Source organism: Pseudomonas agarici (genome assembly GCF_900109755.1).
Lineage (GTDB): Bacteria > Pseudomonadota > Gammaproteobacteria > Pseudomonadales > Pseudomonadaceae > Aquipseudomonas > Aquipseudomonas agarici.
Map to the genome: position 1 here is coordinate 21,761 of NZ_FOAR01000022.1, position 24,436 is coordinate 46,196.

The 24,436-nt window shown below is 62.2% G+C and carries 16 protein-coding genes; 2 read left to right on the forward strand and 14 right to left on the reverse strand.

The genetic code is table 11. The features are described 5' to 3' along the window. Positions 1-6 precede the first annotated feature (6 nt). From BMX68_RS18675 to BMX68_RS18705, 7 genes are all read right to left on the reverse strand, one after another. A complete protein-coding gene (locus tag BMX68_RS18675) occupies positions 7-960 on the reverse strand; it encodes a lysylphosphatidylglycerol synthase domain-containing protein (RefSeq protein ID WP_017131922.1) in 954 nt (317 codons plus the stop codon). Then, complete coding sequence (gene clsB / locus BMX68_RS18680) at positions 960-2,159, reverse strand: cardiolipin synthase ClsB (RefSeq protein ID WP_017131921.1); 1,200 nt, start codon at positions 2,157-2,159, stop codon at positions 960-962. The genes BMX68_RS18675 and clsB overlap by 1 nt, the downstream gene beginning before the upstream one ends. Next, on the reverse strand, positions 2,156-2,950 hold the full coding sequence (locus BMX68_RS18685; protein ID WP_017131920.1) for an endonuclease/exonuclease/phosphatase family protein: 795 nt from the start codon (positions 2,948-2,950) through the stop codon (positions 2,156-2,158). Before BMX68_RS18685 ends, clsB begins: the two co-directional genes overlap by 4 nt. Positions 2,951-3,092: 142 nt before the next feature. Further along, positions 3,093-4,448, reverse strand: coding sequence for a chromate efflux transporter (gene chrA / locus BMX68_RS18690; protein WP_017131919.1), 1,356 nt, complete (start codon positions 4,446-4,448; stop codon positions 3,093-3,095). Positions 4,449-4,527: 79 nt separating this feature from the next. Beyond that, complete coding sequence (locus tag BMX68_RS18695) at positions 4,528-5,007, reverse strand: VOC family protein (RefSeq protein ID WP_017131918.1); 480 nt, start codon at positions 5,005-5,007, stop codon at positions 4,528-4,530. A 103-nt stretch (positions 5,008-5,110) separates the two neighbouring features. Continuing rightward, positions 5,111-6,289, reverse strand: a complete 1,179-nt coding sequence (locus BMX68_RS18700; protein WP_017131917.1) for a cystathionine gamma-synthase — start codon at positions 6,287-6,289, stop codon at positions 5,111-5,113. Further along, on the reverse strand, positions 6,286-7,662 hold the full coding sequence (locus BMX68_RS18705) for a pyridoxal-phosphate dependent enzyme (protein WP_017131916.1): 1,377 nt from the start codon (positions 7,660-7,662) through the stop codon (positions 6,286-6,288). The genes BMX68_RS18700 and BMX68_RS18705 overlap by 4 nt, the downstream gene beginning before the upstream one ends. A 225-nt stretch (positions 7,663-7,887) precedes the next feature. On the opposite strand from BMX68_RS18705, the gene BMX68_RS18710 reads away from it, so the two are divergent. After that, positions 7,888-8,955 (forward strand): NAD(P)-dependent alcohol dehydrogenase, encoded by a 1,068-nt coding sequence (locus BMX68_RS18710; protein ID WP_017131915.1) that lies wholly within the window; start codon positions 7,888-7,890, stop codon positions 8,953-8,955. A gap of 57 nt (positions 8,956-9,012) precedes the next feature. On the opposite strand, the gene BMX68_RS18715 is transcribed toward BMX68_RS18710, so the two are convergent. Both BMX68_RS18715 and BMX68_RS18720 read right to left on the reverse strand, forming a co-directional pair. Then, positions 9,013-10,011, reverse strand: a complete 999-nt coding sequence (locus tag BMX68_RS18715; RefSeq protein ID WP_017131914.1) for a bile acid:sodium symporter family protein — start codon at positions 10,009-10,011, stop codon at positions 9,013-9,015. A gap of 209 nt (positions 10,012-10,220) precedes the next feature. Next, complete coding sequence (locus tag BMX68_RS18720; protein WP_017131913.1) at positions 10,221-11,189, reverse strand: LysR family transcriptional regulator; 969 nt, start codon at positions 11,187-11,189, stop codon at positions 10,221-10,223. A 99-nt stretch (positions 11,190-11,288) separates the two neighbouring features. Between BMX68_RS18720 and BMX68_RS18725 the strand changes: the two genes are divergently transcribed. Next, entirely contained in the window at positions 11,289-12,638 is a 1,350-nt protein-coding gene (locus BMX68_RS18725) for a cation:dicarboxylate symporter family transporter (RefSeq protein ID WP_244159619.1), read from the forward strand. Here BMX68_RS18725 and BMX68_RS18730 read toward each other — a convergent pair. From BMX68_RS18730 to BMX68_RS18750, 5 genes are all read right to left on the reverse strand, one after another. Continuing rightward, complete coding sequence (locus BMX68_RS18730) at positions 12,598-14,445, reverse strand: hypothetical protein (RefSeq protein ID WP_017131911.1); 1,848 nt, start codon at positions 14,443-14,445, stop codon at positions 12,598-12,600. The genes BMX68_RS18725 and BMX68_RS18730 overlap by 41 nt on opposite strands. Before the next feature lie 192 nt (positions 14,446-14,637). Next, on the reverse strand, positions 14,638-16,161 hold the full coding sequence (locus tag BMX68_RS18735; RefSeq protein ID WP_017131910.1) for an argininosuccinate lyase: 1,524 nt from the start codon (positions 16,159-16,161) through the stop codon (positions 14,638-14,640). Further along, positions 16,154-20,035 (reverse strand): beta strand repeat-containing protein, encoded by a 3,882-nt coding sequence (locus BMX68_RS18740; RefSeq protein ID WP_074862475.1) that lies wholly within the window; start codon positions 20,033-20,035, stop codon positions 16,154-16,156. The genes BMX68_RS18735 and BMX68_RS18740 overlap by 8 nt, the downstream gene beginning before the upstream one ends. 10 nt (positions 20,036-20,045) lie before the next feature. Continuing rightward, on the reverse strand, positions 20,046-23,078 hold the full coding sequence (locus BMX68_RS18745; RefSeq protein ID WP_017131908.1) for a ShlB/FhaC/HecB family hemolysin secretion/activation protein: 3,033 nt from the start codon (positions 23,076-23,078) through the stop codon (positions 20,046-20,048). A gap of 83 nt (positions 23,079-23,161) precedes the next feature. Next, a complete protein-coding gene (locus tag BMX68_RS18750) occupies positions 23,162-24,211 on the reverse strand; it encodes an alpha/beta fold hydrolase (RefSeq protein WP_017131907.1) in 1,050 nt (349 codons plus the stop codon). Positions 24,212-24,436: the final 225 nt, after the last annotated feature.

The window sequence follows — 24,436 nt, forward strand, 5'->3', positions numbered from 1 at the left end:
AGTAGACTAGCGAGGCACTTCCCTGTATTGCCGACGCATTGTCCTGGCGCGTTTTTCCAGGACCAGATAGGTTATCGCCGCCAGTAACAGGGGTGCCAGATAGTAGAAGGTTCGATAGCCCAGCAAGGCGGCGATCAAGGGAGCCCGGTCCAACTGGTCGTGCAACAGCGCAATAAATACCGTCTCCAGCACACCGAGGCCAGCGGGAATGTGGGCGATGACTCCAGCCACGCAACTGATCAACAGGACACCCAAGATCGAGGGATACACCAGCTCATGGGGCAACAGCATGAAGATCAGCCCCGCCATCAGTGCCCAGTTGCTGGCGCCGAGCCCGACCTGGAGTAGCGCCAGGCGCAGCGAAGGCAAGGTAATCTCGTGCTGGCGCCAGACCCAGGTTCTTCGTTGGACGAAGCCACAGGCATAGAGGTATCCACCCGCCAGGACGAGGAGCAACAGCCCCAACAGTTGCAGGCTGGCAACGCCAATGGCCCAGCTATCGGGTAGTTTGACCAGGCGCAAGGAAAAGACCACTCCGGCCAGAGCTATATAGCCGATCCAGTTCGTGACGATTCCCAGGGTAATGATCCGAGTGATGGTCGGCGTATCCAGGCCCAGGCGCGTATAGAGACGGTAGCGCAGGGCTATGCCGCCGATCCAGGTGGTGAAATTCAGGTTGAAGGCGTAGCAGACAAATGCCACGGGTAGTACCTGGCGTGTTGGCAGGGCGTGGCCGGTATACGAGCGTCCGAGCAGATCGTAGCCGCTGACCACCCCATAGCTCATCAGCGCCATGACCAGGGCGGTTAGCAGTGTCGCGGGAGCATAGCTGCGTGCCGAGCGCACTACTTCACTCCAGTCCAGATGACGCACCAACAGGTAGAGCAGGACCAGCACCAGTACCAGAAAGAACAGTGTCAACAGATGCTTGCTCCATGTCTTCCAGGCTTGAGCGGTCATCAGTTATTGCCCTTGTGAAGGTAACTGCCGGGCTCATCGGGCGTCCATGGGTGCAGGTCCTGGCGGTGCGCCGGCAACCAGCCGGCGATAGTCGGAAAATATCTCGTGCAGTGGAAGCATAGGAAGATCAGCGGCGCCCGCCACCAGTAACCCCGGATCATCCGCTGTAAGGTGATGCGCTTGCAGTGCTGGCTGACCAGTTCGGACAGATGCCGGTGCAGGTTCCCGGTGAAAACCGCGTCGCGGATGAACAGATTGGCTTCCAGGTTCAGCGCCAAACTCAGCGGATCAAGATTGCTGGAGCCGACCGTGGCCCATTCGTCATCTATCAACGCCACTTTTCCATGTAATGGACGTTGGCAGTATTCAAAAATTTTCACCCCGTCGCGCAGCAGGTCGTTGTACAGCAACCGGGAAAAGGCCCGCACCCAGCGCATATCCGGTTGCCCCTGCAGAATCAGGGTGACGTCGACCCCCCGTCTGGCGGCGTTGCGCAATGCGCGCAGGAGCCGATAACCGGGGAAGAAATAGGCATTGGCCACCACCAGCCGTGTGCGCGCAGCCTGAAACGCGGCGAGGTAATGGGCCTCGATGTCATGGGTATGGTGCAAGTTGTCACGTTCGAGCAGCATGGCCCGAGCGGGACCACTGGGCACTGGCGTGGGCAGTAGCTGGCTCGGTGGGGCAAGCACCGCGGCCAGCAGGCGCAGGCTCGAATCGCGGATCTGCCTGACCACAGGGCCTGTGACCTCCACGGCATAGTCCTGCTTGGCCATGGGACCATAGTCGATCAGATGATCGGCTCCGTAATTGAGTCCGCCAATAAAGGCGCGCCGCCCATCGATGACCACGATCTTGCGGTGCAGGCGACGGAACAGATTGGTGCGCAGACCAATCAGACGGGGTTGGGGGTCAAAGATGTGTACCCTGACACCCTCGGCGGTCATGGCATGGATAAACGCCTTCGGCAGGTCAGCCGTGCCGTAGCCATCCATCGCGACTTCGACCCGCACGCCGCGCTGCGCGGCTTTGATCAGCACCTGTTGTAACGCTCGCCCGACCTTGTCGTCGACGATGATGAAGGTTTCTAGCAACACCTCCTGTTGGGCCAGGCGAATGCTCGTGAACACCCGCTCGTAGTAGTCCTCGCCGTTGACCAGTAGTTGTACGTCGTTGCCGTCCTCCCATGAACCGTTCACAGCAGCACCTCCACGGCCAGGGCAGCGTGGTCCGACAAGTGTGACCATGGCCACGCGGAGAGCACGTTGGCCGTGCCCGGCTGCGCGTTGCGCAGGTAGATGCGATCAAGGCGCAACAGCGGCAGGCGCGCGGGAAAGCTGCGGGCCGGGGCGCCCTGGGTGTGGGAGAAGGCTTCGACAAGCGATTGCGCGGCCAGGCGGGTATCGGCACGCCGGCGCCAATCGTTGAAGTCACCGGCAATGATCACGGGCGTAGTGGCTGGCAAGCTCTTCAGGTAGTCGAGCAACAGATCGACCTGGCGCTGGCGCTGGGCTTCGCGTAATCCCAAATGTACACAAATGGCATGCACTTGTGCATGGCCCGACACCTCCAGGCGACAATGCAGCAAGCCACGCTGCTCGTTGCCCCGGACCGAGACATCTAGATTGTCGTAGGCCTGGATCGGAAATTTCGAGAGTAGGGCATTGCCATGGTCGCCATCGGGGTAGACCACGTTGCGCCCGTAGGCGAAATCCGGCCACATGGTGTCGGCGAGAAACTCGTACTGTGGCAACGACGGCCAGGCAGGGTGGCGGCGGGCATGGCGGATCTGGCTGCCATGCACCTCCTGGAGAAACACCAGGTCAGCCCCCGTGGTGCGCACGGCATCGCGCAACTCGGGCAGGATAAATCGCCGGTTGAGCGGCGTGAAACCCTTGTGTACATTGAGCGTGAGCACCGTGAGTCGCCGCACCGGAGGGGCTTGCCGGGTGATATCGGCGAGGTCCGGCAGCGTGCTGCTCCTGATCATGGCTCCTCCGATTCGGCTATCCCATCAATATAGGTGCGACCAGAAGGTTTTCGGCGGAGTTCAAGGTGAGTGACGAATGGCTGCGGGCAGGGTAGCACCGCAAGGTTGTCACACGGCGCTGATCCGGCGATCACATCCGTCATTACTGCAACAGATGTACTGCCAGACCGATGAGCGCACAGACCAGCAACACCTGGATGACGCCCCGCTTGAAGCGCAACAGGGCAATCGCCGCGGCGATGGCGATCAGTGCCGAAGGCCAATCGAGATTGCCCCTGAAGCCCTGTGGCCAGAGCACGTGGTAACCAAAGAAACACGCCAGGTTGAGAATCACACCGACAACTGCTGCCGTAATGGCAGTGAGCGGGGCAGTGAACCTGAGTTCCTCGTGGGTCGACTCCACCAGCGGCCCACCGGCGAGGATGAACAGGAACGAGGGCAGGAAAGTGAACCAGGTTACGAGGGTGGCGGCCACCGCACCCGCTAGAAATACCTGGTCGGCACCGAATACCTGCGAAACATAAGCCCCGACAAAAGCCGCGAAGGCGACCACCATGATCAGCGGCCCCGGCGTGGTTTCCCCCAAGGCCAGTCCGTCGATCATCTGGGTCGCGGTTAGCCAGCCGTAGTGACCGACCGCGCCTTGATAGACATAGGGGAGCACGGCGTAGGCGCCGCCAAAGGTCAGTAACGCGGCTTTGGTGAAGAACCAGCTCATCTGGGTCAAGGTGCCCTCCCAACCATAGAGTGCGCTCAAGACGCCCATCGGCAACGCCCACAGCGCGGCGCCGATCAGTACCAGCCAACCCAGTTTTAACCAACTGAACCGGGCATGCGCCGGGGACGGCGTGTCGTCATCGATCAAGGCGGGGCCAAATGATTTTCTGTCGCTGCTATGGCCGCCCGTCCTGAACTTTTCGGGCGCCAGGCGTCCTCCGACATAGCCGATCAAGGCCGCGCCCAGGACGATCAAAGGAAATGGCAGGTTGAACGCAAAGATCGCCGTGAATGAAGCGGCTGCTATCGCCCACAGTCCATTATTCTTCAGCGCCCGAGAGCCGATCCGATGGGCCGCCTGCACCACGATAGCCGTCACGGCGGGCTTGATTCCGTAGAAGAGCCCCGCCACGACGGGCACTTCACCAAAGGCGATGTACATCCAGGACAACGTGATCAGGATGAACAGTGAGGGCAACACAAACAGTGCTCCGGCAATCACGCCTCCCCATGTCCGATGCATCAACCAGCCGATGTAGGTGGCCAGTTGCTGGGCTTCCGGACCAGGCAACAACATGCAGTAGTTGAGGGCATGCAGAAAACGCCGCTCGGAGATCCAGCGCCGTCGCTCCACCAGTTCCTGGTGCATGATCGAAATCTGTCCTGCTGGTCCGCCAAAGCTGATGAAGCCAAGTTTGAGCCAGAACCAGAACGCCTCGCGCAAACTGATCGGCCTGGGTCTGGACAGCTCTTCAAGCGTTGGGGCGAACGCCTTGTGCATCGGGTGACTCCTGTGTGCATGGCCATGCTATTGGGTTACCTCGATGATACCGGCGTCCACCGACCCCTGTCCGGATCGCTTAGGCCTTCAGTGCTGTTTCGATCGTCGCGATATCGATCTTGCCCATGCCCATCATGGCATCGAAGGCACGCTTGGCGGTCGCCGGGTCGGGATGGGTAACCGCCGCTGTCAGCATGCGAGGGGTGATCTGCCACGACAGGCCCCACTTGTCCTTGCACCAGCCGCAGGCGCTTTCCTGGCCGCCGTTGCCGACAATCGCGTTCCACAAACGGTCCGTTTCGGCCTGGTCGTCGGTGGCCACCTGGAACGAGAACGCTTCGGTATGCCTGAACGCCGGACCGCCGTTCAGTCCGAGACACGGGATACCCAGCACCGTAAACTCGACGGTCAGGACATCGCCCTGTTTGCCGGCGGGATAGTCGCCAGGGGCACGGTGGACGGCTTTCACCGCGCTGTCCGGGAAGGTCCTGGCGTAGAACGTCGCGGCCTCCAGAGCGGTGCCGTCGTACCACAGACAAATAGTGTTTTTGCTGATCATCCGGGTTCTCCACGATAGGGGCTGACACCTGGATTCTAGTCGAGGAGGGTTTTCCGCGTGGTTTCGCCACAGCCGCCCTGCCCGCAGGGCGGCCTCCCAGGACTTAGATTCGCGCCAGCGCCTGCGCCAGGTCCGCCCGCAGGTCTTGGACATCCTCGACACCCACCGACAGCCGGACCAGAGCGTCGCCGATACCGAGTTGCGCGCGCGTCGGTGCGGGAATGGTGGCGTGGGTCATGATCGCCGGGTGTTCGATCAAGCTTTCCACGCCACCCAGGCTCTCGGCCAGGGCGAAGATCCGCACGCTTTCGAGGAAGCGCCTGGCGCCAGCCAGGTCGCTCTTCAGGTCAACAGAAATCATCCCGCCGAAACCGTGCATCTGCCGGCGTGCCAGTTCGTGTTGCGGGTGCGACGCCAGGCCTGGGTAATAGACACGCGCCACCTGTGGCTGCTGTTCCAGCCAGGTCGCCAGTTCCAGGGCGTTGCTGCAATGGCGCTCCATGCGCAGCGACAGGGTCTTCACACCGCGTAGGGTGAGGAAGGCATCAAATGGCCCGGCAATAGCGCCCACCGAGTTCTGCAGAAATCCCAGGCGTTCGGCGAGTTCGGCATTTTGCCCGACCACCGCGATGCCGCCGATCACGTCCGAGTGGCCGTTCAAGTACTTGGTCGTCGAGTGCACCACGATATCAAAACCCAGTTCCAGCGGGCGCTGGATCCAGGGACTGGCAAAGGTATTGTCGGCGACGCAGATGATCCCCCTGTCGCGGCAGAGGCGGGCGACGGCGGCCAGGTCGGTGAGGCTCAGCAGGGGGTTGCTCGGCGTCTCCACCCAGACCATCCGCGTATCCTCGCGCAGCGCCGCTTCGAAGGCGCTCAGGTCCGTCAGGTCGACGAAGCTGAACCGATGGCCGGCGCTACGCTGGCGCACCTTGTCGAACAGCCGGAAAGTGCCGCCGTAGAGGTCGTTGCCGGAAACCACATGGGCACCGGCATCGAGCAATTCGAGCACGCTGGCAATCGCCGCCAGACCCGAGGCAAAGGCGAAGGCCTGGCTACCGCCTTCGAGATCCGCCACACAGCGTTCCAGGGCAAACCGCGTCGGGTTGTGGGAGCGTCCGTAGTCGAAACCCTTGTGTACGCCGGGGCTCTCTTGCAGATAAGTGGAGTTGGCATAGATCGGCGGCATCAGCGCCCCGGTGCTCGGGTCCGGCGACTGCCCGGCATGGATGACCCGGGTAGCGAAGGCGGGGCGTGCGGTAGGTGTGTCGTATGGGCTCATGCCAGGGATCTCCGTAAGTGATTGAGCAGGTCGACGCGGGTAATCAGGCCATGGAAGCCCGACGCGTCGGCAATGATTGCCACCAGCCCGCGATCCAGCTCCGCCTGCAGTTCGGCCAAGCTGGCGGCAGGCGCCAAGGTTCGCACGTTATCGGTCATGACACTGGCCACGCTCAGGCGAAAGTGTGCCGCGTCGGCGTGCATGCCCAACAAGATATCGGATTCATCGATGACGCCTGCCAACCGCTGCCCGTCCACCAATACCGGCAGTTGCGAGACATCCGCCAGGCGCATGCGCTGGAAGGCGGTGAGTAAGGTGTCGTCCGGTCCCACGCTGATCACCCGGCCATCCTCGAAGCGCCGGGCGATCAGGTCGCGCAGGTCGCCGTAGCGCTTGTACTGCAGCAGGCCCTGGTCGTTCATCCACTGGTCGTTGTAGACCTTGGACAGGTAACGGGTGCCGGTGTCGCAGACAAAGGTCACGACGCGCTTGGGTTCGCTCTGCTCGCGGCAGTAGCGTAGCGCCGCAGCCAACAGGGTGCCAGTGGACGAGCCGCCGAGGATACCTTCGGCGCGTAGCAACTGGCGGGCATGGTCGAAACTTTCCTCGTCGCTGATCGAGTAGGCGTGGCGCACGCTGGACAGGTCGGCAATCGAGGGAATGAAGTCTTCACCAATGCCCTCAACTGCCCAAGAGCCTGCGGTACCGACGATGCCGCTGCGACTGTATTCGGCGACCACCGAACCGAGCGGGTCGGCCAGCACCATGGCCAGGTTCGGTTGCACGCGCCGGAAGAAACGGGTCAAGCCGGTCAGGGTGCCGGCCGAGCCGACACCGACGACGATGGCGTCGACATCATGCTGGGTCTGCGCCCAGATTTCCGGTGCGGTACTGGTTTCGTGGGCCAGTGGGTTGGCCGGGTTGTTGAACTGGTCGGCGAAGAACGCGTCGGGAATCTCCTCGGCCAGACGGGCGGCGACATCCTGATAGTACTCGGGATGGCCCTTGCCGACATCAGAGCGGGTGATGTGCACTTCGGCGCCCATGGCCTTCAGATGCAAGACCTTCTCGGTGGACATCTTGTCCGGAACCACCAGTACCACTCGGTAGCCCTTGGCCCGCCCCACTAGCGCGAGGCCCAGGCCAGTGTTGCCCGCCGTGGCTTCGACAATGGTCGCGCCAGGGCGCAGGCGGCCATCGCGCTCCGCGGCATCGATCATCGCCAGACCGATACGATCTTTGATCGAACCGCCGGGATTCTGGGATTCGAGCTTGAGGAACAACGTGCACGGGCCGGTATCGAAACGGCTTACGCGCACCAGCGGCGTATTGCCGATCAGTTCGAGAACGGCAGGGCGGGAGTTGTTCGGCATGTCTTCACCTCGTTTCAGGGGGAGTGCGTACTGAATGGACAGCGGGCGTGGACTGGTGGTTGCACACGCGCTGTTGCTTGGAGCATAGCGCCTGTTTTCATGATCCGGTCATCGAGACCGCCGGTCCGATCGGTCATAGCCTTTGCGTCCGGCACATTCATCTGAACGATTCAGTGTCTATGCTGGTCAACTCCTGTTTAGCCGCAGAATCAAGAGGTGATCGCGATGGTCAAGACTTACAGCTATGCCGCTCAAGACCCGAAAGATTCGCTCAAGCCATTCACCTTCGAACGTCGCTCGCCAGGCGCCGATGATGTGCAGATCGATATCCTCTATTGCGGTGTTTGCCATTCTGACCTGCACACGGTGCGCAATGAGTGGAACAACACCCTGTATCCCTCGGTACCGGGGCATGAGATCGTCGGTCGGGTGACTGCCGTGGGGGCCAATGTACGCAGGTTCAAGGTCGGTGAGCTGGCGGGCGTCGGTTGCATGGTCGACAGTTGCCAGCACTGTGCCTCCTGCGCGGAAGGTGAAGAGCAATACTGCGAGAACGGCTTTACCGGGACCTACAACGGTCCGCTGTTCGGTGGCGAAAATACCTTTGGCGGCTACTCGGACACCATTGTGGTGAAGGAAAAGTTCGTCCTGCGCATCTCTCACGCCGACGCCGATTTGGCTGCCGTCGCGCCATTGCTGTGTGCCGGGATCACCACCTATTCGCCATTGCACCACTGGAAAGTCGGTCCCGGAAAGAGGGTCGGGATAGTGGGCTTGGGTGGGCTGGGCCATATGGCGGTGAAAATCGCCCATGCCATGGGCGCATATGTGGTGCTGTTCACCACCTCGTCGAACAAGCGCGAGGACGGCCTGCGCCTGGGGGCCGATGAGGTGGTAGTGTCGAAGAACCCGGAGGAGATGGCCAAGGTTGCCAACTCCCTGGACTTCATCCTCAACACCGTGGCCGCGCCGCACAACCTGGATGCTTTTCTCGCGCTGCTCAAGCGCGATGGCACCATGACCCTGCTCGGTGCTCCGGACAACCCGCATCCGTCACCGACGGTATTCAACCTGATCTTCAAGCGCCGTAGCCTGGCCGGTTCGCTGATCGGTGGGGTCCGCGAAACCCAGGAGATGCTGGATTTCTGCGCCAGGCATGGCATTGTCTCGGATATCGAGATGATTGCTATCCAGGACATCAACCAAGCCTACGAGCGCATGCTCAAAGGCGATGTGAAATATCGCTTCGTGATCGATATGAACAGCCTCAAGCAGGAAGTCGCGGCAGCTTGATCGCACCCCTGCCGATAAGGCCCGGACGCTCAGCCGGGCCTTATCGGGATCGTGGGGTCAGGGGTCGACCTGACCCATCAACTCGCTGACCGACTCGGGGCGCCGGGCATAACGTTGTGCCAGCACCGCACAGACCATCAACTGGATCTGATGAAACAGCATCAACGGCAGGATCAGCACGCCGACGGTGCTGCCGGCGAACAACACCTGAGCCATCGGTACGCCGGTCGCCAGGCTTTTCTTCGAGCCGCAGAAGACGATGGTGATGCGGTCCTCCTGGTCGAAGCCGAACGCCTTGCCCAGCAGGGTGGATGCCAGTAGCACCAGCGCCAATAGCACGCTACAGATTACCACCAGGCCGGCAAGGTCTCGGAGCGGGATCTGATGCCAGATACCTTCGTTCACCGCGTCGCTGAAGGCACTGTAGATCACCAGCAGGATCGAGCCCTGGTCAACGAATTTCAGCCAGCTTTTGTTGCGTCCCACCCAGGCGCCGATCCAGCGCCGGGCGATCTGCCCGGCAATGAACGGCAGCAGCAACTGCACGCTGATTTTCAGGATGGCATCGAGGATCGAACCGCCGTCGCCATGGACCTTCAGCAGCAGGGTCACCAGCAATGGCGTAAGGAAGATGCCGAATAGGCTGGACGCCGCCGCACTGCAGATTGCCGCCGGTACGTTACCGCGGGCCAGGGAAGTAAAGGCAATCGCCGATTGCACTGTGGCCGGCAGAGCGCAGAGATAGAGCATGCCCATGTACAGCTGGTCGCCGATCAGCGGCGATAGCAGCGGCTTGAGCGCCAGGCCCAGCAGTGGGAACAGGACAAAGGTCAGACCGAATACCAGCAGATGCAGGCGCCAATGACCGGCACCGGCGATGATCGATTCGCGTGACAGCTTGGCGCCGTGCAGAAAGAACAGCAGGGCAATGGCGATATTGGTCAACCAGCCGAAGCCGACGGCGACCTGGCCGCTGGCGGGCAGGAGGCTGGCCAGAAGCACCACGCTGATCAGGGTCAGGGTGAAATTGTCGGGCAAAAAGCGAGGGCGGGTCATCGATGGCATTATCCGGGTGCAAAAAAGTTACAGGGACTTTAACCGGTCTGATGGTTGCCGGCTAACGCCAATAAGCCTGTGGATATCGCCTAAAGGACATAGTGGCAATGCATCACGGCTTTCGCCGCCGAGCCAGAGCGTGCTGGCATCGGCGCAATGCAAGATCCGCATGCAGGTGAGTCGCGCTGCGGCAGGGCAGTGACCGTGACTCAGGGACAGGGTGGCTGTTCTCGGCGAAATTGTCGCCCCAGCTCCTGGGCCAATTCGATGAAGTTTTGCCGAGTCGGCTCCTGGTCCTCGGTGCGCGCAATCAGGGTGATGGGGGCCACCAGCGGTGGGCTCGCCTCGCCGATCCGACAGTAGACGACGCTGTGGCGATGAAAGCTGCGCATCGAAGCCGGTACCACCGAGATCCCGGCACCGGCGGCCACCAAGTTGATGTTGGTCAGCATCCGTTCGATTTCGAAGGCTATTTTCGGGGTGAAACCGGCGTGTTCACAGGCTTCCAACAAATTGGCGTACATACCGGGCGCGCCATGGCGGCGCACCAGGATAAATGACTCGTCGGCCAGGTCGCCAAGGGCAATCACCGGCATGGCATCGATCGCTTCCGGGCTCAGGCCGTTGACTAATATGTCCGCCGGTAACAGGCGATGGCCCACCGGCAGCACCAGCAGCATCTCCTCGTCGAGCAGCCGGTACAGGGTCACGCCTCGGGGCTGGCTGACCGGTGCCCGCAGAATGCCCAGGTCCATGCGCCCGAAACTCACTTCATCGGTCAGTTCCCCGGCGTTGCCCTCGCTGAGCAACAGCTCGACGTTGGGATAGAGCCCGCGATAGGCGCGGATCATGCCGGGAATCAATGGGTGGGCGGCCGTCGAACTGGTGAAACCGATCGACAGCTTGCCCTCCAGGCCCTGCGCCGCCCGTGCCGCCCGTTTCGAACCCTCCTCGATCCGATTGAGAATGGCCCTGGCCTCTTGCAGGAACACCTGACCACCGGTGGTCAGATCGACACCCTTGGGATGGCGCTTGAACAACTCGAAGCCCAATTCTTTTTCCAGCAGGCGGATCTGGTTGCTCAGGGGCGGTTGCTGCATGTTCAGGCGCGCGGCGGCCCGAGTGAAATGCAGTTCTTCGGCGACCATCAGGAAATAACGCAGGTGTCGGAGTTCCATGGGGCTTCTTTTATTGTGGGTGGCCATGATTGCCAGCGCCTTCGGACGGTCTCGATTGTACCGTCAGCCCACGCTGCGCGGCCATGTAAGAAATCAGGCGTGAGTGTGAGCCAAGATGCCAGTACCATGGGCGAGGGTCGACAAGCGACGGTGCAGCGGATGAGGTTGGGGTTCTTCAAGCGAGGGGTGGTACAGATTCTGATCGCGGTCGCCTGTGGCATCGTCCTCGGACGCTGGCATCCGGCGCTGGCGGTGGAAATGAAACCCCTCAGTGACGGTTTTGTCCGATTGATCGGCATGCCCATCAGCCTGCTGGTGTTCGCGTTGGTGGTCTCGGGTATCGCCGGCATGCGCAGTCAGACGCAGGCAGCCAAGATCGGCGGCAAGGCCTTGCTGTATTTCGCGCTGATGACGTTATTGTCGTTGTTGGTGGGCGTTGTGGCGGCCCTGCTGCTGCATCCCGGCAACGATCTGGAGCCGGGTTTTGCTCTGGAGGAACTGTCGAGCTTGACGTCGTCGAGCGAGTATTTTTTCGCCCAATGGCAACAGTGGCAGTTCTCCGAGGCCATGCTGGAGACGATCCCGAGCAGTTTTTTCGGCGCATTCGTCGAGGGTGATATCCAACAGGTGCTGTTGCTCGCCCTGCTGTTCGGCGTCGCCCTGGCCTGGAGCGGCGAGCGCGGCGCGCCGATACGGCAGATGATCGAGCTGTTGCTTGAGTTGTTGTTCAGTTTGATGAACCTTGTGCTCAAGCTGGCGCCCCTGGCGGCGTTCGGAGCCATCGCCTTCACCATCGGCAAGTACGGGATTGGCTCGATGGTACCGTTGCTCAAATTCGTCGCAACCCTGTACCTGGCCAGCGCGGCCTTTATCCTGCTGGTCCTGGCGCTGGTCAGCCAGCTCGCGGGCGTCAGTCTGTGGCGTCTGCTGCTGTATGTGAAGGACGAACTGGCACTGGTGCTGTTCACCACTTCCTCGATTGCCGCGCTGCCGGGCCTGATCGCCAGGATGGAGCGCTTGGGGTGTTCGCCCGCAGTGGTGCGGCTGGTGTTGCCGGCGGGGTATTCGTTCAACCTCAACGGCACCAACCTGTACCTGGCGGTGGCGGTGATTTTTCTCGCCCAGGTCCAGGAGATACCGCTGAGCCTCGGGCAATTGGTGATGCTGGTACTGGTGGCCTCATTGACGTCTAAGGGGGCCACTGGTGTGACTGGCTCGGCCTTTGTCGCCCTGGCCGCGACCCTCAGTGCGCTACCGTTCATGCCCACCGAAGGGATGGTTTTGCTGTTGGGCGTCGAGCGGTTGATGAAGTGCCGCTCGCTGACCAATGCCATCGGTAACTGCGTGGCTTGCGTGGCCATTGCCCGCTGGGATAACGCCCTCGACCGCGAGGTCATGCGGCGTGAACTCAAGGCGCCGTTTTCAGCAGGGCCAATAGCGCCTGACTGAGGGCCTGCGGGCGACCGCTGAACAGGCGCTGCAGCGCTTCGGGACGCTCCAGTTGGCGATAGAGCGCCTCGCGCTCGGCAAAGTTGCCGGCCAGACGGCAGGCTGCGCGGACGTACTCCTCAAGTGTGTGAGTGATGGTCCAGTCCGGTAGGCCGACCCTGCGAAACAGCCCTTCGTCGATATGCTCGAACACTTCCGGTCCGGTCTTGCAAACGCCGGGCAAGCCCACGGTCAGGGCATCGATGATGCCGTTGGTATTGCCGAAGGGCAGGGGACTGAGGAACAGATCGCACTGGTTAAAAATCGCCAGGTAGTCCTGGTACGGTTGATGGGCATACACCACTGCCTGCGGCACATAGCGCTGAATCAACCGGACCACCTGTGGATAGAGCAACCCCTGGGCCTGGCCGATCAGGAAGTGCAGGCGCACTTCGCGGCCATGCAGTTGCGGCATGAGCTCGACGATCTTTTGGCAGGCCAGGAGAAAGCGCGGATTGAGTTTCATGGTGGTGGCCGCGATGGCGATGTGCACCAGTGGCGAGTCCTGGCGTTGACGTTTGGGCAGTGGCACCGCGTGGGCCGATGGGCGATACGGCTGGCCGTCGGCGGGCAAGCGTAACAGCCGTTCGCTGAAGCAGGCCGGATCGCCGATAAAGTCTTCTTCGACGCTGATGTAATCGATATGCCGCGAGCGGGTGGTGGCCGGATGTCCGAGGGCGGCGACTTGCAATGGCGCCAGGCGCAGATTGCTGGCGAACAGGGTGATCGGGAACATGCCGACGCTGGGCATGTAGAACACCTGTGGCGCCCATTCCTGAGCGACGCTCCTGAGCTGGCGCAGGCAGGCATAGAGATCGTCGGGTTCATCGAAGGCGATAAACGAGTCGAAAATCTCGCGACCCGGATCGTCGACATTGGCCTGGTAGCCGATGGCGACCAATTGGAAGTCCGCGCGGGCCGCTTCCAGGGTCCTGGAATGGGTGCGGTAGATCGAGTGCCCGGCGGAAAACCATTCGAGTAGCACCAGCATCACCGGCTTGCCCGAAGTGACGGGACGCGGGGTAGCGGTCGGCAGATCGAGGATATGGGCCGCGACAAGCTTGCGTTCCACCAGGCGATTGATCGAGGCCTTGATGTCATGGCGTTGCGGCAGGTCGGCGTAGCTGCAATGCATGTAGGCATCGTGCAGGATACCCACCGGCAGGGTGTCCAGGCTGTCGATTTCCTCCAGTCGCCGGGGCAGCCAGGCCAGCAGCGCCTCGCGCTTGGAATGAGCGGCCTGGGTGCCGATCAGCCGGGGTGACAACAACGCCATGAACAGTGCCGCGGCGATATCGCGGTTTTGCCGCCAGAGCAGTTCGACATCCAGGGGCACCTCCGATTCCGCCGAGTAGAGCACGCAGAACTTCACCAGGTCGGTGCCGTTGACCTGGAATCCTTCGGCCTGCGGCCCCAGGTTATTCAACGATTGCAGGAGGTGATCGGCATTGACGAAGGCGCTGGCGGCGAACAGCGACGACAGCCAGCGCTGGAAATGGATCAGTTGTCCGAAGCCATCCGGGCTGATGCGAAAGCCGGGGTCGGAGAACAGCGCCGAAATGGCGCTGGTCAGGCGGGTCAGGGCATGGGCCTCCAGCTCTGCGGGGGGCAGGGCCGGTGATACCGCCAGGGAAAAGGTAGTGGACAGCTTGCCGTAATGGCGGTCGATCAACAGCAGCAGGCGTACCAGTTCACGCGCGGCGGCTTCGTGGTTGCGCGAGTAGCAGAGGAACTCGAAGTGCTCCAGCGAGTAGTTGTCTTCGGGCATTGGGTAGGCCTGTGGTAGGGAATGATGCAGTCTCGGGGGGGCGTGGTTTCTGTCCCCGACCTTTCGTGGCTAAACCCGCCTCACGGTTCAGAGATGCACACAGTCCGCGCATCACTGAATCGGAAAGCCTGGGCGAGGACATCGATGGATTCAAGCGTGATCCCTTGACCCCACCGTGCCCTCGATACCTTTTTAACGTCCGCGCGCCAGGAACTCCTTGTCAAGATTAGCCGAAGCCGTGGCCAGTTTCTGGTTCTGCTCCTTGACCCAGTTTTCGTTGCTGCTCAAGCTCGCCTGTTGCGCCGCCAGCATCCGATCCACTTCCGCACGCTGCGGACCGCCGAGGCCCTTGCTCGACTCGATCATGTTCTGCGCGGTCAAGGATTTGCGGAACTGCTCCTGGGTCAGTGGGAATTGCCCATTCTGCATATCGAAGGCTTTCAGCGCTTTGCCGTAGATCTGCTGTACCTCGGCGAAGGGAATATCAGCCGGTTTCATCTTGTTGGAGCGCCCATAAGTCACCAGGTCCGAGGCGAAGTGGTGGCCGACGCGGAACGGTACGTTGGAGTCGCGTTGCAGCACGTCCGCCAGCTCCGTGGTGGTGGAGTAGTCGGCATCGATCTCCTGGAGGGCCCGTGCCTTGTCGATTTGCAGGTTGCTCAGCAGGTCGGCAAGCATCTGGAACGAGCTAGCTGTCAGGTCCAGGGTCTTTTCCACCTGGTCGCGCTTGTAGTCCGGCATACCTGGAGTGACGTTGTGCGCCTCGAACTGATAGGTCATGGCACCGCCCACCACATCGCTGGCCTGTAGACGCAACAGGTTCAGGCCGTAGGGGTTGCGCTTCTGCGGCATGATACTGCTGGTGCCGGTCAGGCGACCCTCGGTGATCATGATCCACGGATAGGGCTGGTGGTACTGGGTGTGCATGTCCTGCACCAGCAGGCCGAGGGTGGTCGCGGCGTTGCTGCAGATACCGGTCAGTTCCATGCCGGTGTCCAGGGCGCCCAGTTGCGCGGCGTCATAGGAGTTTTCCACGGGACCGTCGAAGCCCAACAGCTCGGCCAGTTGCTTACGATCCACGGGGAAACTCGAGGTGCCCAGAGCGCCTGCGCCCAGCGGGCTGAGGTTGAGGCGGGCGTAGGCCTGGCGCAAGCGCTCGGCATCGCGGTCGAACACCGCGCTGAAGGCCAACAGGTAGTGGGCGTAGGTGGTCGGCTGGGCCTGAACACCATTGGTATAAGCCGGAATCAGGGTATCGCGGTTCTGCTCGGCGAGCTTGAGCAGCACTGCCTTGGACTTGTTCATCGCGTCGAGCAGGCTCAGCACACGCTCGCGCTGCATCAGGCGGCGGGTGGTGGACAGGATATCCTGGCGGCTGCGCCCGGAGTGCATGCGCGAACCGTCGGGGCCGGCGATGGCCAGGATCAGCGGTTCGTACTTCAGGTAGTCGGCTGGCCGCTCGGCGCCGGGTCGATTGCCGTCATTGATGACCTGGTCGACGGCGGCGACGATCTTCTTGCCCAGGTCCGCAGGGACAATCTTGTTGTCGATCACCATCACGGTCGAGGCTTTGTTCATTTCCCCCAGGAAATAGAAGTAGTCGTGGGCTACCTTGGGGTCGGCGGCATTCGCCGCGCTCGTTGCCAGCAGTAACAACGATCCGAGGGCCAGCCGGCTGAGGCGAAAAGCAGGGCGGGTCGGCTTAAGGTTATTCATGGTCGCGAGGTCTCTCTACACGGTTATCGAATAGGTTGGAAACAGGAGTCGGCTCGAACCGAGCCAGGTCGATACGCGGCCGGTCGCGCAGGCCATCGAGGAGCGTCAGGCGACTGCGGTCCTGGAGCGGGCTGACCCAGGAGCCATCGCTCATGCTTCTTTGTACGGCGTCGCTGGCCTGGGCGGTCGTCGGGTCGGTCAACAGGTGGTTGATCGTGCCGCCCTGGCGAAACACCACGGGGCCGCTGGCAGCAAAGTGGGTGATATCGTCGGTATGGCTGATAAAGCGCTCGGTGGGCGAGTCGGTATTGACCAGCACACCGCCGCCGCCGCCCTGCAAGTTGTGATTGCCGCCGTCGAAGCTCAAGGCGTAACCGTCGGCACTGTAGCCGTCGAGGCTCAATTGACCGCTACCACCGGTCTGCATCGAGGTGTAGGCGGTATCGCTGTTGCCGACGAAGGCGATACCGGAGCCGCTGCCCTCGCTACGTCCGTTGAGGCGCACGTTACCGCTGTCCGACAACAGGCTCACACCGTTATCCGGCCCTGCCGAGGCGGCGCGAATCAAAATCCCGGACCCGCCACCCGCGCCGCTGGTACCGGTCAGGGTCAAGTCGCCGCTGCCGGTCGACAAGGTGGCCGAACTGGCACTGCCGGAGGGGTAGAAGCTGATGCCGTTACCGTAGGTGGAGGTCCCGATCAGCGCCACCGAACCGCTGCCGGTCGCCTGAATCTGGTTGATCCCCGTGGCCATGCCGATGCCGTCGGCGTAGCCGCTGCTGCCGCGCACGGTCAGTTGGCCGTCGTCGACACTGACCAGCGCCCGGCCACCGCCATAGAAGTCGATGCCATTGCCCTCGTCGGCGGCGCGGCCCTCGAGGGTGATATCGCCGTCGCCGTGGGTCTGGATGATGTTGGTCACACCGAGGATCGCGATACCGTGGTCCAGTTCGCCGCTGTTGGGCGAATGGAAGTTGCCGAGCACGCTGATATTGCCGGTCTGCGAGGTGATGCTGTTGGTCGAGGCGACCCCGCTGCCGCCTAGCGCAATGGCGTCGGAGGTGCCGACCGAGTCGCCGCGCAGGGTGATGTTGCCGCTGGTGGTCGAGACGCTCACACCCTGGGAACCGCCGGTCGAGTTGAAGAGTATCCCGTAGCCGCCGAAGCTGTTGGTACTGTTGCCGCTGAGCAGCAGGTCGCCGGTGGTGGTCGAGAGGTTGACGCTGGCATGGTTGCCCGATGGCGCAATATCGATACCACGCCCCGAAGCGCTGGTGCCGTCCACGGTCAGCCGACCGCTTTGGGTGCTGACGTTGATCGTCCCATAGGCGCCGCTGGCGTCGAAGAAAATCGCCCGGAACGAGCCGCTACTGTTGTTGATCAGGCTGTTGTTGGCGGTCAGCGTGACGTTGCCGGCGCTGCTGGCAATGTTGATCTGCGAGCCCGGCGCCAGCGCACTGCCGCTGCCGGCGCTGACCAGGCCCAACGCGGGCGTGCTGCCGCCCGAGAGGTTGCCCGATACGCTGATATCGCCGTCGCTCAGCAGGTTGATCGAGGAGCTGACACCCGTGGCGTTGAGGATCGTGCCATAGGAGCCGCCGCTGTCGCCGCTGACCAGCAGCTTGCCGCCTGCCGTGGCCTGGAGATTGACCACGCCCGTGCCGGAAGCCGACAGGTTGACCCCGCGTCCGCTGGTGCCGCGGCCATTGATTGTCAACGCGCCGCTGCCCACGCGGACACTTTGGGTGGAGCCGGCGGCCGTCGAGCAGATCAGCACGCCCTGACCGGAAGTCGCGTTGCCGTTAAGGGTGACGTTGCCCGAGCCGGTGGCGGCAATGGTGTTGCTGGTGCTGAAGATCCGCGTACCGTTGCCGCTACCCAGGTTGCTGCTGTCGATACGAATCGAACCGGTACCGCTGGTGACGATCTGGCTGCCGCCGGTGAGTACGAAGGCGTCACCGGTGCCGCTGCTGCTGGCCTGGTTGGCGACGATGGCGATGCTGCCGCCGCCGGCGTCCAGCAGGCTGGCGCCGCCAATCTGCATGGCTGTGGCGGAGGAGCCGCTGGCCAGGGAGGAAGAGGTGGCGGCGCGAATCAGGATGTCGCCGCCGCTGGTGAGCAACTGGCTGTTGTTCAGCGAGACGCCGAAGCCGGTGCTGACATTGGTACTGGCAAAGGACCCGGTGGGCGATGCGGCGCCGCTGATGGTCAGGTTGCCGCCGTTGGTGCGGATGCTGGCATTGCTCAGTTGCACCGAGCCGTTGCCGCTGTTGTTGAAGTTGGACAGCAGTGAGACGTTCAATGTCTTGCCGCTGGCGTTGCTGATGCTGGTGTTGTTCATCACGATATTGCGGTGAGCCTGGAGCGTCAGACTCGCGTTGCCGCCGGCCTTGACGTTGTCCAACACGTTGATATCGCCAGAGGTACCGCCCACCGACGTGGTGTAGACCAGAATGTTGGCGCCTTCGGAGAGCGACGCGTTGAGGGTCGCCGAACTCAGGTTGGAACTGGACGAGCCACTGGAGGTGAAAGGGTTGCTGCTGGTGGCACCGGAGCTGGCGCTGCTGGTGATATTGATATTGTACGGGTCGATCAGCCAGGTCCCGCCGATCCCCGAGGCGGCGCTGAGGTTGACTACGCCAAAGGCATCCAGCGCATGCCCCGAGGTTTCCGCCAGGCCGCCTTTGCCACTCTGGCCGGCACCGGTGACGCTGATATTGCCGTAGAAGCGGGTGCTGTCCTTCGACCAGAGGATCACCTTGCCGCCGTTACCGCTGCTCAGGGCGTCGGCATGAATACTGGCATTGCTATCCATGTAGGTGGCGTCGGCCTGGTGCAACGGCCCGGTACCCTGGAAGTCACCGCCGACCAGCACCTTGCCGCCGCCGCTGGCGCCCGATGCGTCGATGCGGGTGCCGTCGAACAGGCCGACATATTGGCCGGTCAAGGTCACGTCGCCGCCGCTTTCCCCCGCGTTGCGCCCGGATGCGTCGAGGCGGCCGCTGTTGACCACGGCCCCGTTGTCGCCGCCGTCGAGGCGGATGACGCCGTTGCGCTGTTGCAGGCTGGTGGCTTCGATGACGCCGCTGTTGTTCACCACCTCGTTGAGCATCGAGTCGCTGGCCCGAGCCGAGAGCATTACGCGGCCACCATTGGCCTGCAATAGGCCGCTGTTGACCACGCTGGCATTGAGCGCCGGGTTGTCCACCGCCATGTTGATCAAGCCGTCGCCGTTGAGGTCCAGGGTGACGGTTTCCCCGGCACCGAGCATCACCGAGCCGAGCCGGGCGACCACCGTGCCTTCGTTGCGTACCTGGGCGCCGAGCAGGGCGACGTAGCCGCCGTCGGTGGCCTGGATCTGGCCCTGGTTGATCACCGTGCCGCTGCTGCCGTTACCCTCGAAAAGGTTCTTGCCGGCCATGAAGTTGGCGTCGGACAGATTCAGGGTACTGGCCACCAGCCCACCGACATTGACTGCCGAGCCGGCGCCGAACAACACGCCGGACGGGTTGATCAGGAATACCTGGCCGTTGGCGTTGAGTTTGCCGAAGATCTGCGAGGCGTCGCTGGACATCACCCGGTTCAAAGCCACCGAGGAAGCCCCCGGTTGATTGAAGTTGACCTGGGCGGCACTGCCGATATTGAAGGTGTCCCAGGTGGCGGACAGGCGATCGCTGGTCTGGTTGACGTTAAGTACGTTGCCGCTGCTGTTGATGCTGCCACTGCCAGCGGTGATGTGACCGTTGCTCGGTAGCGCATTGGGGTCCAGCGCCCAGGCTGATAGAGGCACCAGGCTGTAGACAGCGGCGAAAATCGCCCAACTCAGCGGGCTGAGCGCCGGGCGGGCCATTCCTGGGGTCTTGTGCGTCTTCATGGTCGCCTCCTCAGAATGAATAGTTGATGCCGGTGCCCAAGGCACTGATCGTGGTCCCGGCACCTGGGGAATAACCGGTGGCCGCATAGACTCCGGAGATCGCGAAGTTATAGTTGGCCAGCGACCGGTTCTGCAGCAGCACGTACTGGCTGAACAGCTCGGTCTGCTTGTTCAGCTTGTAGGAGACGCCAAAGGCGTATTGAGTCGCGCCCATACCGTCGGTGGAGCACTCGCGGTTGTTCCCGGAAATCATCGTGCACTCCCCAGGCAGAGCCTTGGAGTAGGTGGCGCGCAACTGCAGTTGCTTGTTCACATTGTGGCTCAGTCCGACCATCCAGGCCCGGCGGCGATAGCGCGACAGATCGGTGGAGGTGTTGCTGGTGTTGACCACGCCGTCTTCGGAATAGGACAGGTCATCGGCGATCAGCGAGAGCTTGGTCGCCCCGAAATCGTAGGCCAGGCCGTAGCGCACGCTGAAATCTTCGGACGACGTACCGGCTGTCACGTGGGTGTTGCTGCCCACCCCGCGAGCGTTGCGTCCAAGGTTGGCGACGCCGAAGTAATTGACGTGCTTTTCATACGCGGCGATGGCGGTGAAACCTTCGTGCTCATAAGTCAGGCTGCCGCCGTAGATATAGCCTTCGTTGACGTCCGGCGCGGCTTTGAGACCGTTGTTGGAGTACGCCAACTTCATTTGCAGGCCATGCCATTGGGGTGTCCAGTAGGCGAATACCCCGGATTGGCGGCGGTTGAACGCCGCGTCGTCGTTGTTCGCCTCCGAGGCGGTGCCCACCGGGCCTTTATTGCGGGTGATGCTGGTGCTGAAGCCAGGTGAGCCGATGATGTTGTAGTGGGCGGCGCTGGTTCGACCATGGAAGGGATCGAGGCCGGTCATGCTTTCCTTCATCGGCATATCCCAGATGCCATACAGGAACGTCCCGCGATCCGGGTTAGCCAGGGCCACCCCGGTGTTGCGCAATTCGTCGTTGGACGAGGTGTCGTCCGGCACGGATGGGTCGCTGTGATCGGCATAGTTCAGCGACAGGCCATATTCCAGTTGCCAGAGAAAGTTCCAGTCGTAGGCCAGGGGAATCCCGCTGTGCGCGCCAATATAGGACACGTTGTCGCGCACCCGCCAAAAACTGGCCATATTGCGGCCGTTGGGGGTGGCCAGTTTGCTCTGGTTGGCTACGCCCGCCGGGCTGGCGCCATGACGGTCAACGTATTCGGGAACGATGCCGATGGAACCGTAGAGGGTAAAGTCGGTGCTAGGCTCTTCGAAATCCTCGCCCTTGCCGCCGATATCGCTGGCCAGGCCGACGAAGGCCTGGGGCGAACCGGAAATCGACAACCAGAAACGCCGCGCCTCGTGGGGATCGGCGGTCGGCGTGGCGCCGGGAGAAAACGCCAGACTGGCGTTCATCACCAGATCCTTGTGATAGACATTCAGGCCCACGCCATAGCCATACCGGCTGAGCTGATTTTCGCTGTTGTCCCAAGGGTGCTTGTTCACCGTGACCCGACCGGCGTCGGCGAACAGCGCCGCTTCGACCTGGGAGTCGACGAAGCGGCCCAGGTATTTGCGCAGTTCCAGCCTGCCGAGTACGCCTTCGTCACCGGCGGCTTCACCCATCGGATAGGCGCGCACGCCATCGGGGCCACCGAGACTGAGCTTCTCGGACGCGTCGAGGTTCTTGTCGGCATATTGGCCGGTGATCGAGCCGAGCAGGGAGAAGCCGTTGCCCAGTTGTTGCAAGCGGCTGAAGGACGCATTGGCCTTGGTGTAGCTGCCGTCGGCACGGGCGGTGACCCGGTCGAGGGCGGCATCGGCGGCGGTGTCCTTGTTCAAGCTGCCGCGCCCATAGCGCAGGCTCCACAGGTTGCTGCCCAACCAGTCGTCGCGCCAGTCGCCGTAGAGGCCGATGCTATGGAAGTTGGCCGATTTTCTGACCTTGGTCGCTGCGGTGCGATCTTCGAAGCGCCGCCACTCTTGCGCCAGGGATAGGTTGATATTGTTGTTGCGGCTGCGCAGTAATGAACTGGTCAGGTAGACCGTATCGATGTCCGCCGAGCCGCTGGCCTGGGCGTCCTTGAGTTCCTTGCCGATCTCATAGTCCAGCGTGGCGTGGTTGAGCCCGAGGGAGACACCGCTGGCACCCAGTGGTTGCAGGTAGCCGATACTGCGGATGTTCAGGCCCTCCAGGGAGTTCTGGGTATTGAGGAACAGGCTTTCGCCCAGACCCAGGGCGTCGTTGAGGCTGACATTGGTCGAAATGCGTTTGGAACCGGTGTAGTAGTTGCCGTAGTTGTCGATGCTGGCGCGGCTGGTCCAGGCCGTCATCTCGGTGATCTTGAGCACGATGTCGGCGGCCCCCGGTTGGGCGGACGGAGTGAGGACTGCGCGGACCGAGACCCCGGCGATATCGGATAGGCGCAACAGCACCCGTTCCAGGTCGGCTTCGCGGATCACCGTGCCGGGCACCAGGTCATCGATAAAGCGCTGCTGCATGCCGGCGCTCAGGCGTACATCGGGTGCCGCTTCGGCGCGGACCCGGCCGATTACCCCCTCGCGCACGGCAAGGGCGACGTTGCCGGCCTGGATATTCTGCGGCGGCAGGTAGGCGCGGGCCACCAGGTAGCCGTTTTCGCGATACAACGCCGTGATGCTGGCAGCGGCATCGCGCAGGCCGTCGAGGTCCAGTTCCCGGTTCAGGAAGGGCTTCAATCGCGCCTGCAACTGCGCGTCGCTCAATGCCTGGTTGCCGCTCAGGGTGAAATGACTGACCTTGACCTTCAGGGTCGAGGTTGCGGCCGCAGGGCGATTCTGTTCCGTGACCGGTGCATCGATCTGTACCCGCTGGCGGGCCGGTGCGGGTACGCGCTCGGAAGGGCTTAGCTGTGAGCGGTTGGCATCGAATAGAGTGCCGGAGGAGGGCAACGTCTCGCCCTGGGCATGAAGCGTGAACAAGGTGGCAGCCAGCAGCGTCAAATGACGACCACGACCGACCGGCTGGGCAGCGGCAGAAGCACGTATCCATTTCATGATGGGGTGGTTCCCGGATTTTTTAATTGTTTTGAGGGCTAACGGGATGTTCAGGGGAACGCGGCGGCCCTGCCGTCCGTTCCCTAGCGCGCCGGAAATAATCGCTCGGCGGTCAGGGGCGAGGTGTACAGGCCGTTGGCGCTGTGACCGATGCCGGGCACCTGGAACTGCGGATGGTGTACGGCGATGTTCCAGGTCTGACCGAGAAAGCGTTCGTAGGCCAGGTAATTGATCTGGCGCTCGACCCGGCTTGCGCCCTGCATGCGGGCGCCACAGGATTTGTCGAGGATCCGGTTGGCCGGGTCATTGTCTTTCGAGCCCACCAGGTAGGTGACATCGCGCCCCGCGTAGCGGCGGAACAATTGCTCGGCACTCAGGTTCTGCACCTGTAGGTAGGCGGGTGCGGCATCGATCCCGTAGCGATAGCGATTGAAGCTGGGGCACATGATCGTGACGACCGGGGCGAATCCCTCGGCTTGAGGCCGGTTGGCGTCGAAATAAACGTAGGTCGACGGGCTGGAGATCACGTAGCGGATGGCAATACCCGACTGGCGCAGGCTTTCGTCCAGGGGGTTGAGCACGGCATAACGCTGCATCAACTGGGCACCGGCGGAATGACCGATCAAGGTAATACGTTTGAGAGCCGGGAAGCGTTCGCGATCGGCCAGGTAGCGCACCACGTCGTCCAGCGCCTGGAACGATGTGACCCCGCCGAGACCAAATCCCGAAGGTTCGCCCTGCATCCAGTTGTCCTTGCGCCACAGCGGCAGCTCATTGCTGGCGCGGTGATCGGCTTCGGTGAGGAAATTGGGTGCTATCAGCAACGTCTGCGGGTTCTGCAACTGCGCCTGCTTGAGCAATTTACGGCCGGTGGCGAAGTAGGTATCGGCGTTGCGCTTGACCCCGTGGAGAATCACCACCGCCTGTTCGATCCCGGCGTCGGGTGCCCGCAGGTCGTGATTGGCAAAGACCACGAACGGATAACTGGCGCCCTGGGGGCCGATCTGGATGCTTTGCTGCGAGCGATCGGGCCGTGCAGTCTGCGAGGACGCACACCCACTGGCCATCAAGGCACTGGCGATGGCGACAGCAGGCACCAGGACACGTAGCAGGGTAGTGAGGCGAGTGGGCATAAGTCTGGCAAACCTTCGCAATGCAGCGCTTCTTTGTTGTTGTGGAGTAGATGCTAGCAGGTGGTTTTCCATAATAAAAATATTCTGAAAAGTAATAGTCGATACTTTGCAGATATGCTGTTCAAAGCGAAGGCAAATTGCGTTTCTTCGCTGGCCAGGGCGGAGGTGCTCAGTATCAGGCCCAGCCACGCGAATAGGGGGAATGATTTGCCCGTGCCGAGGTCA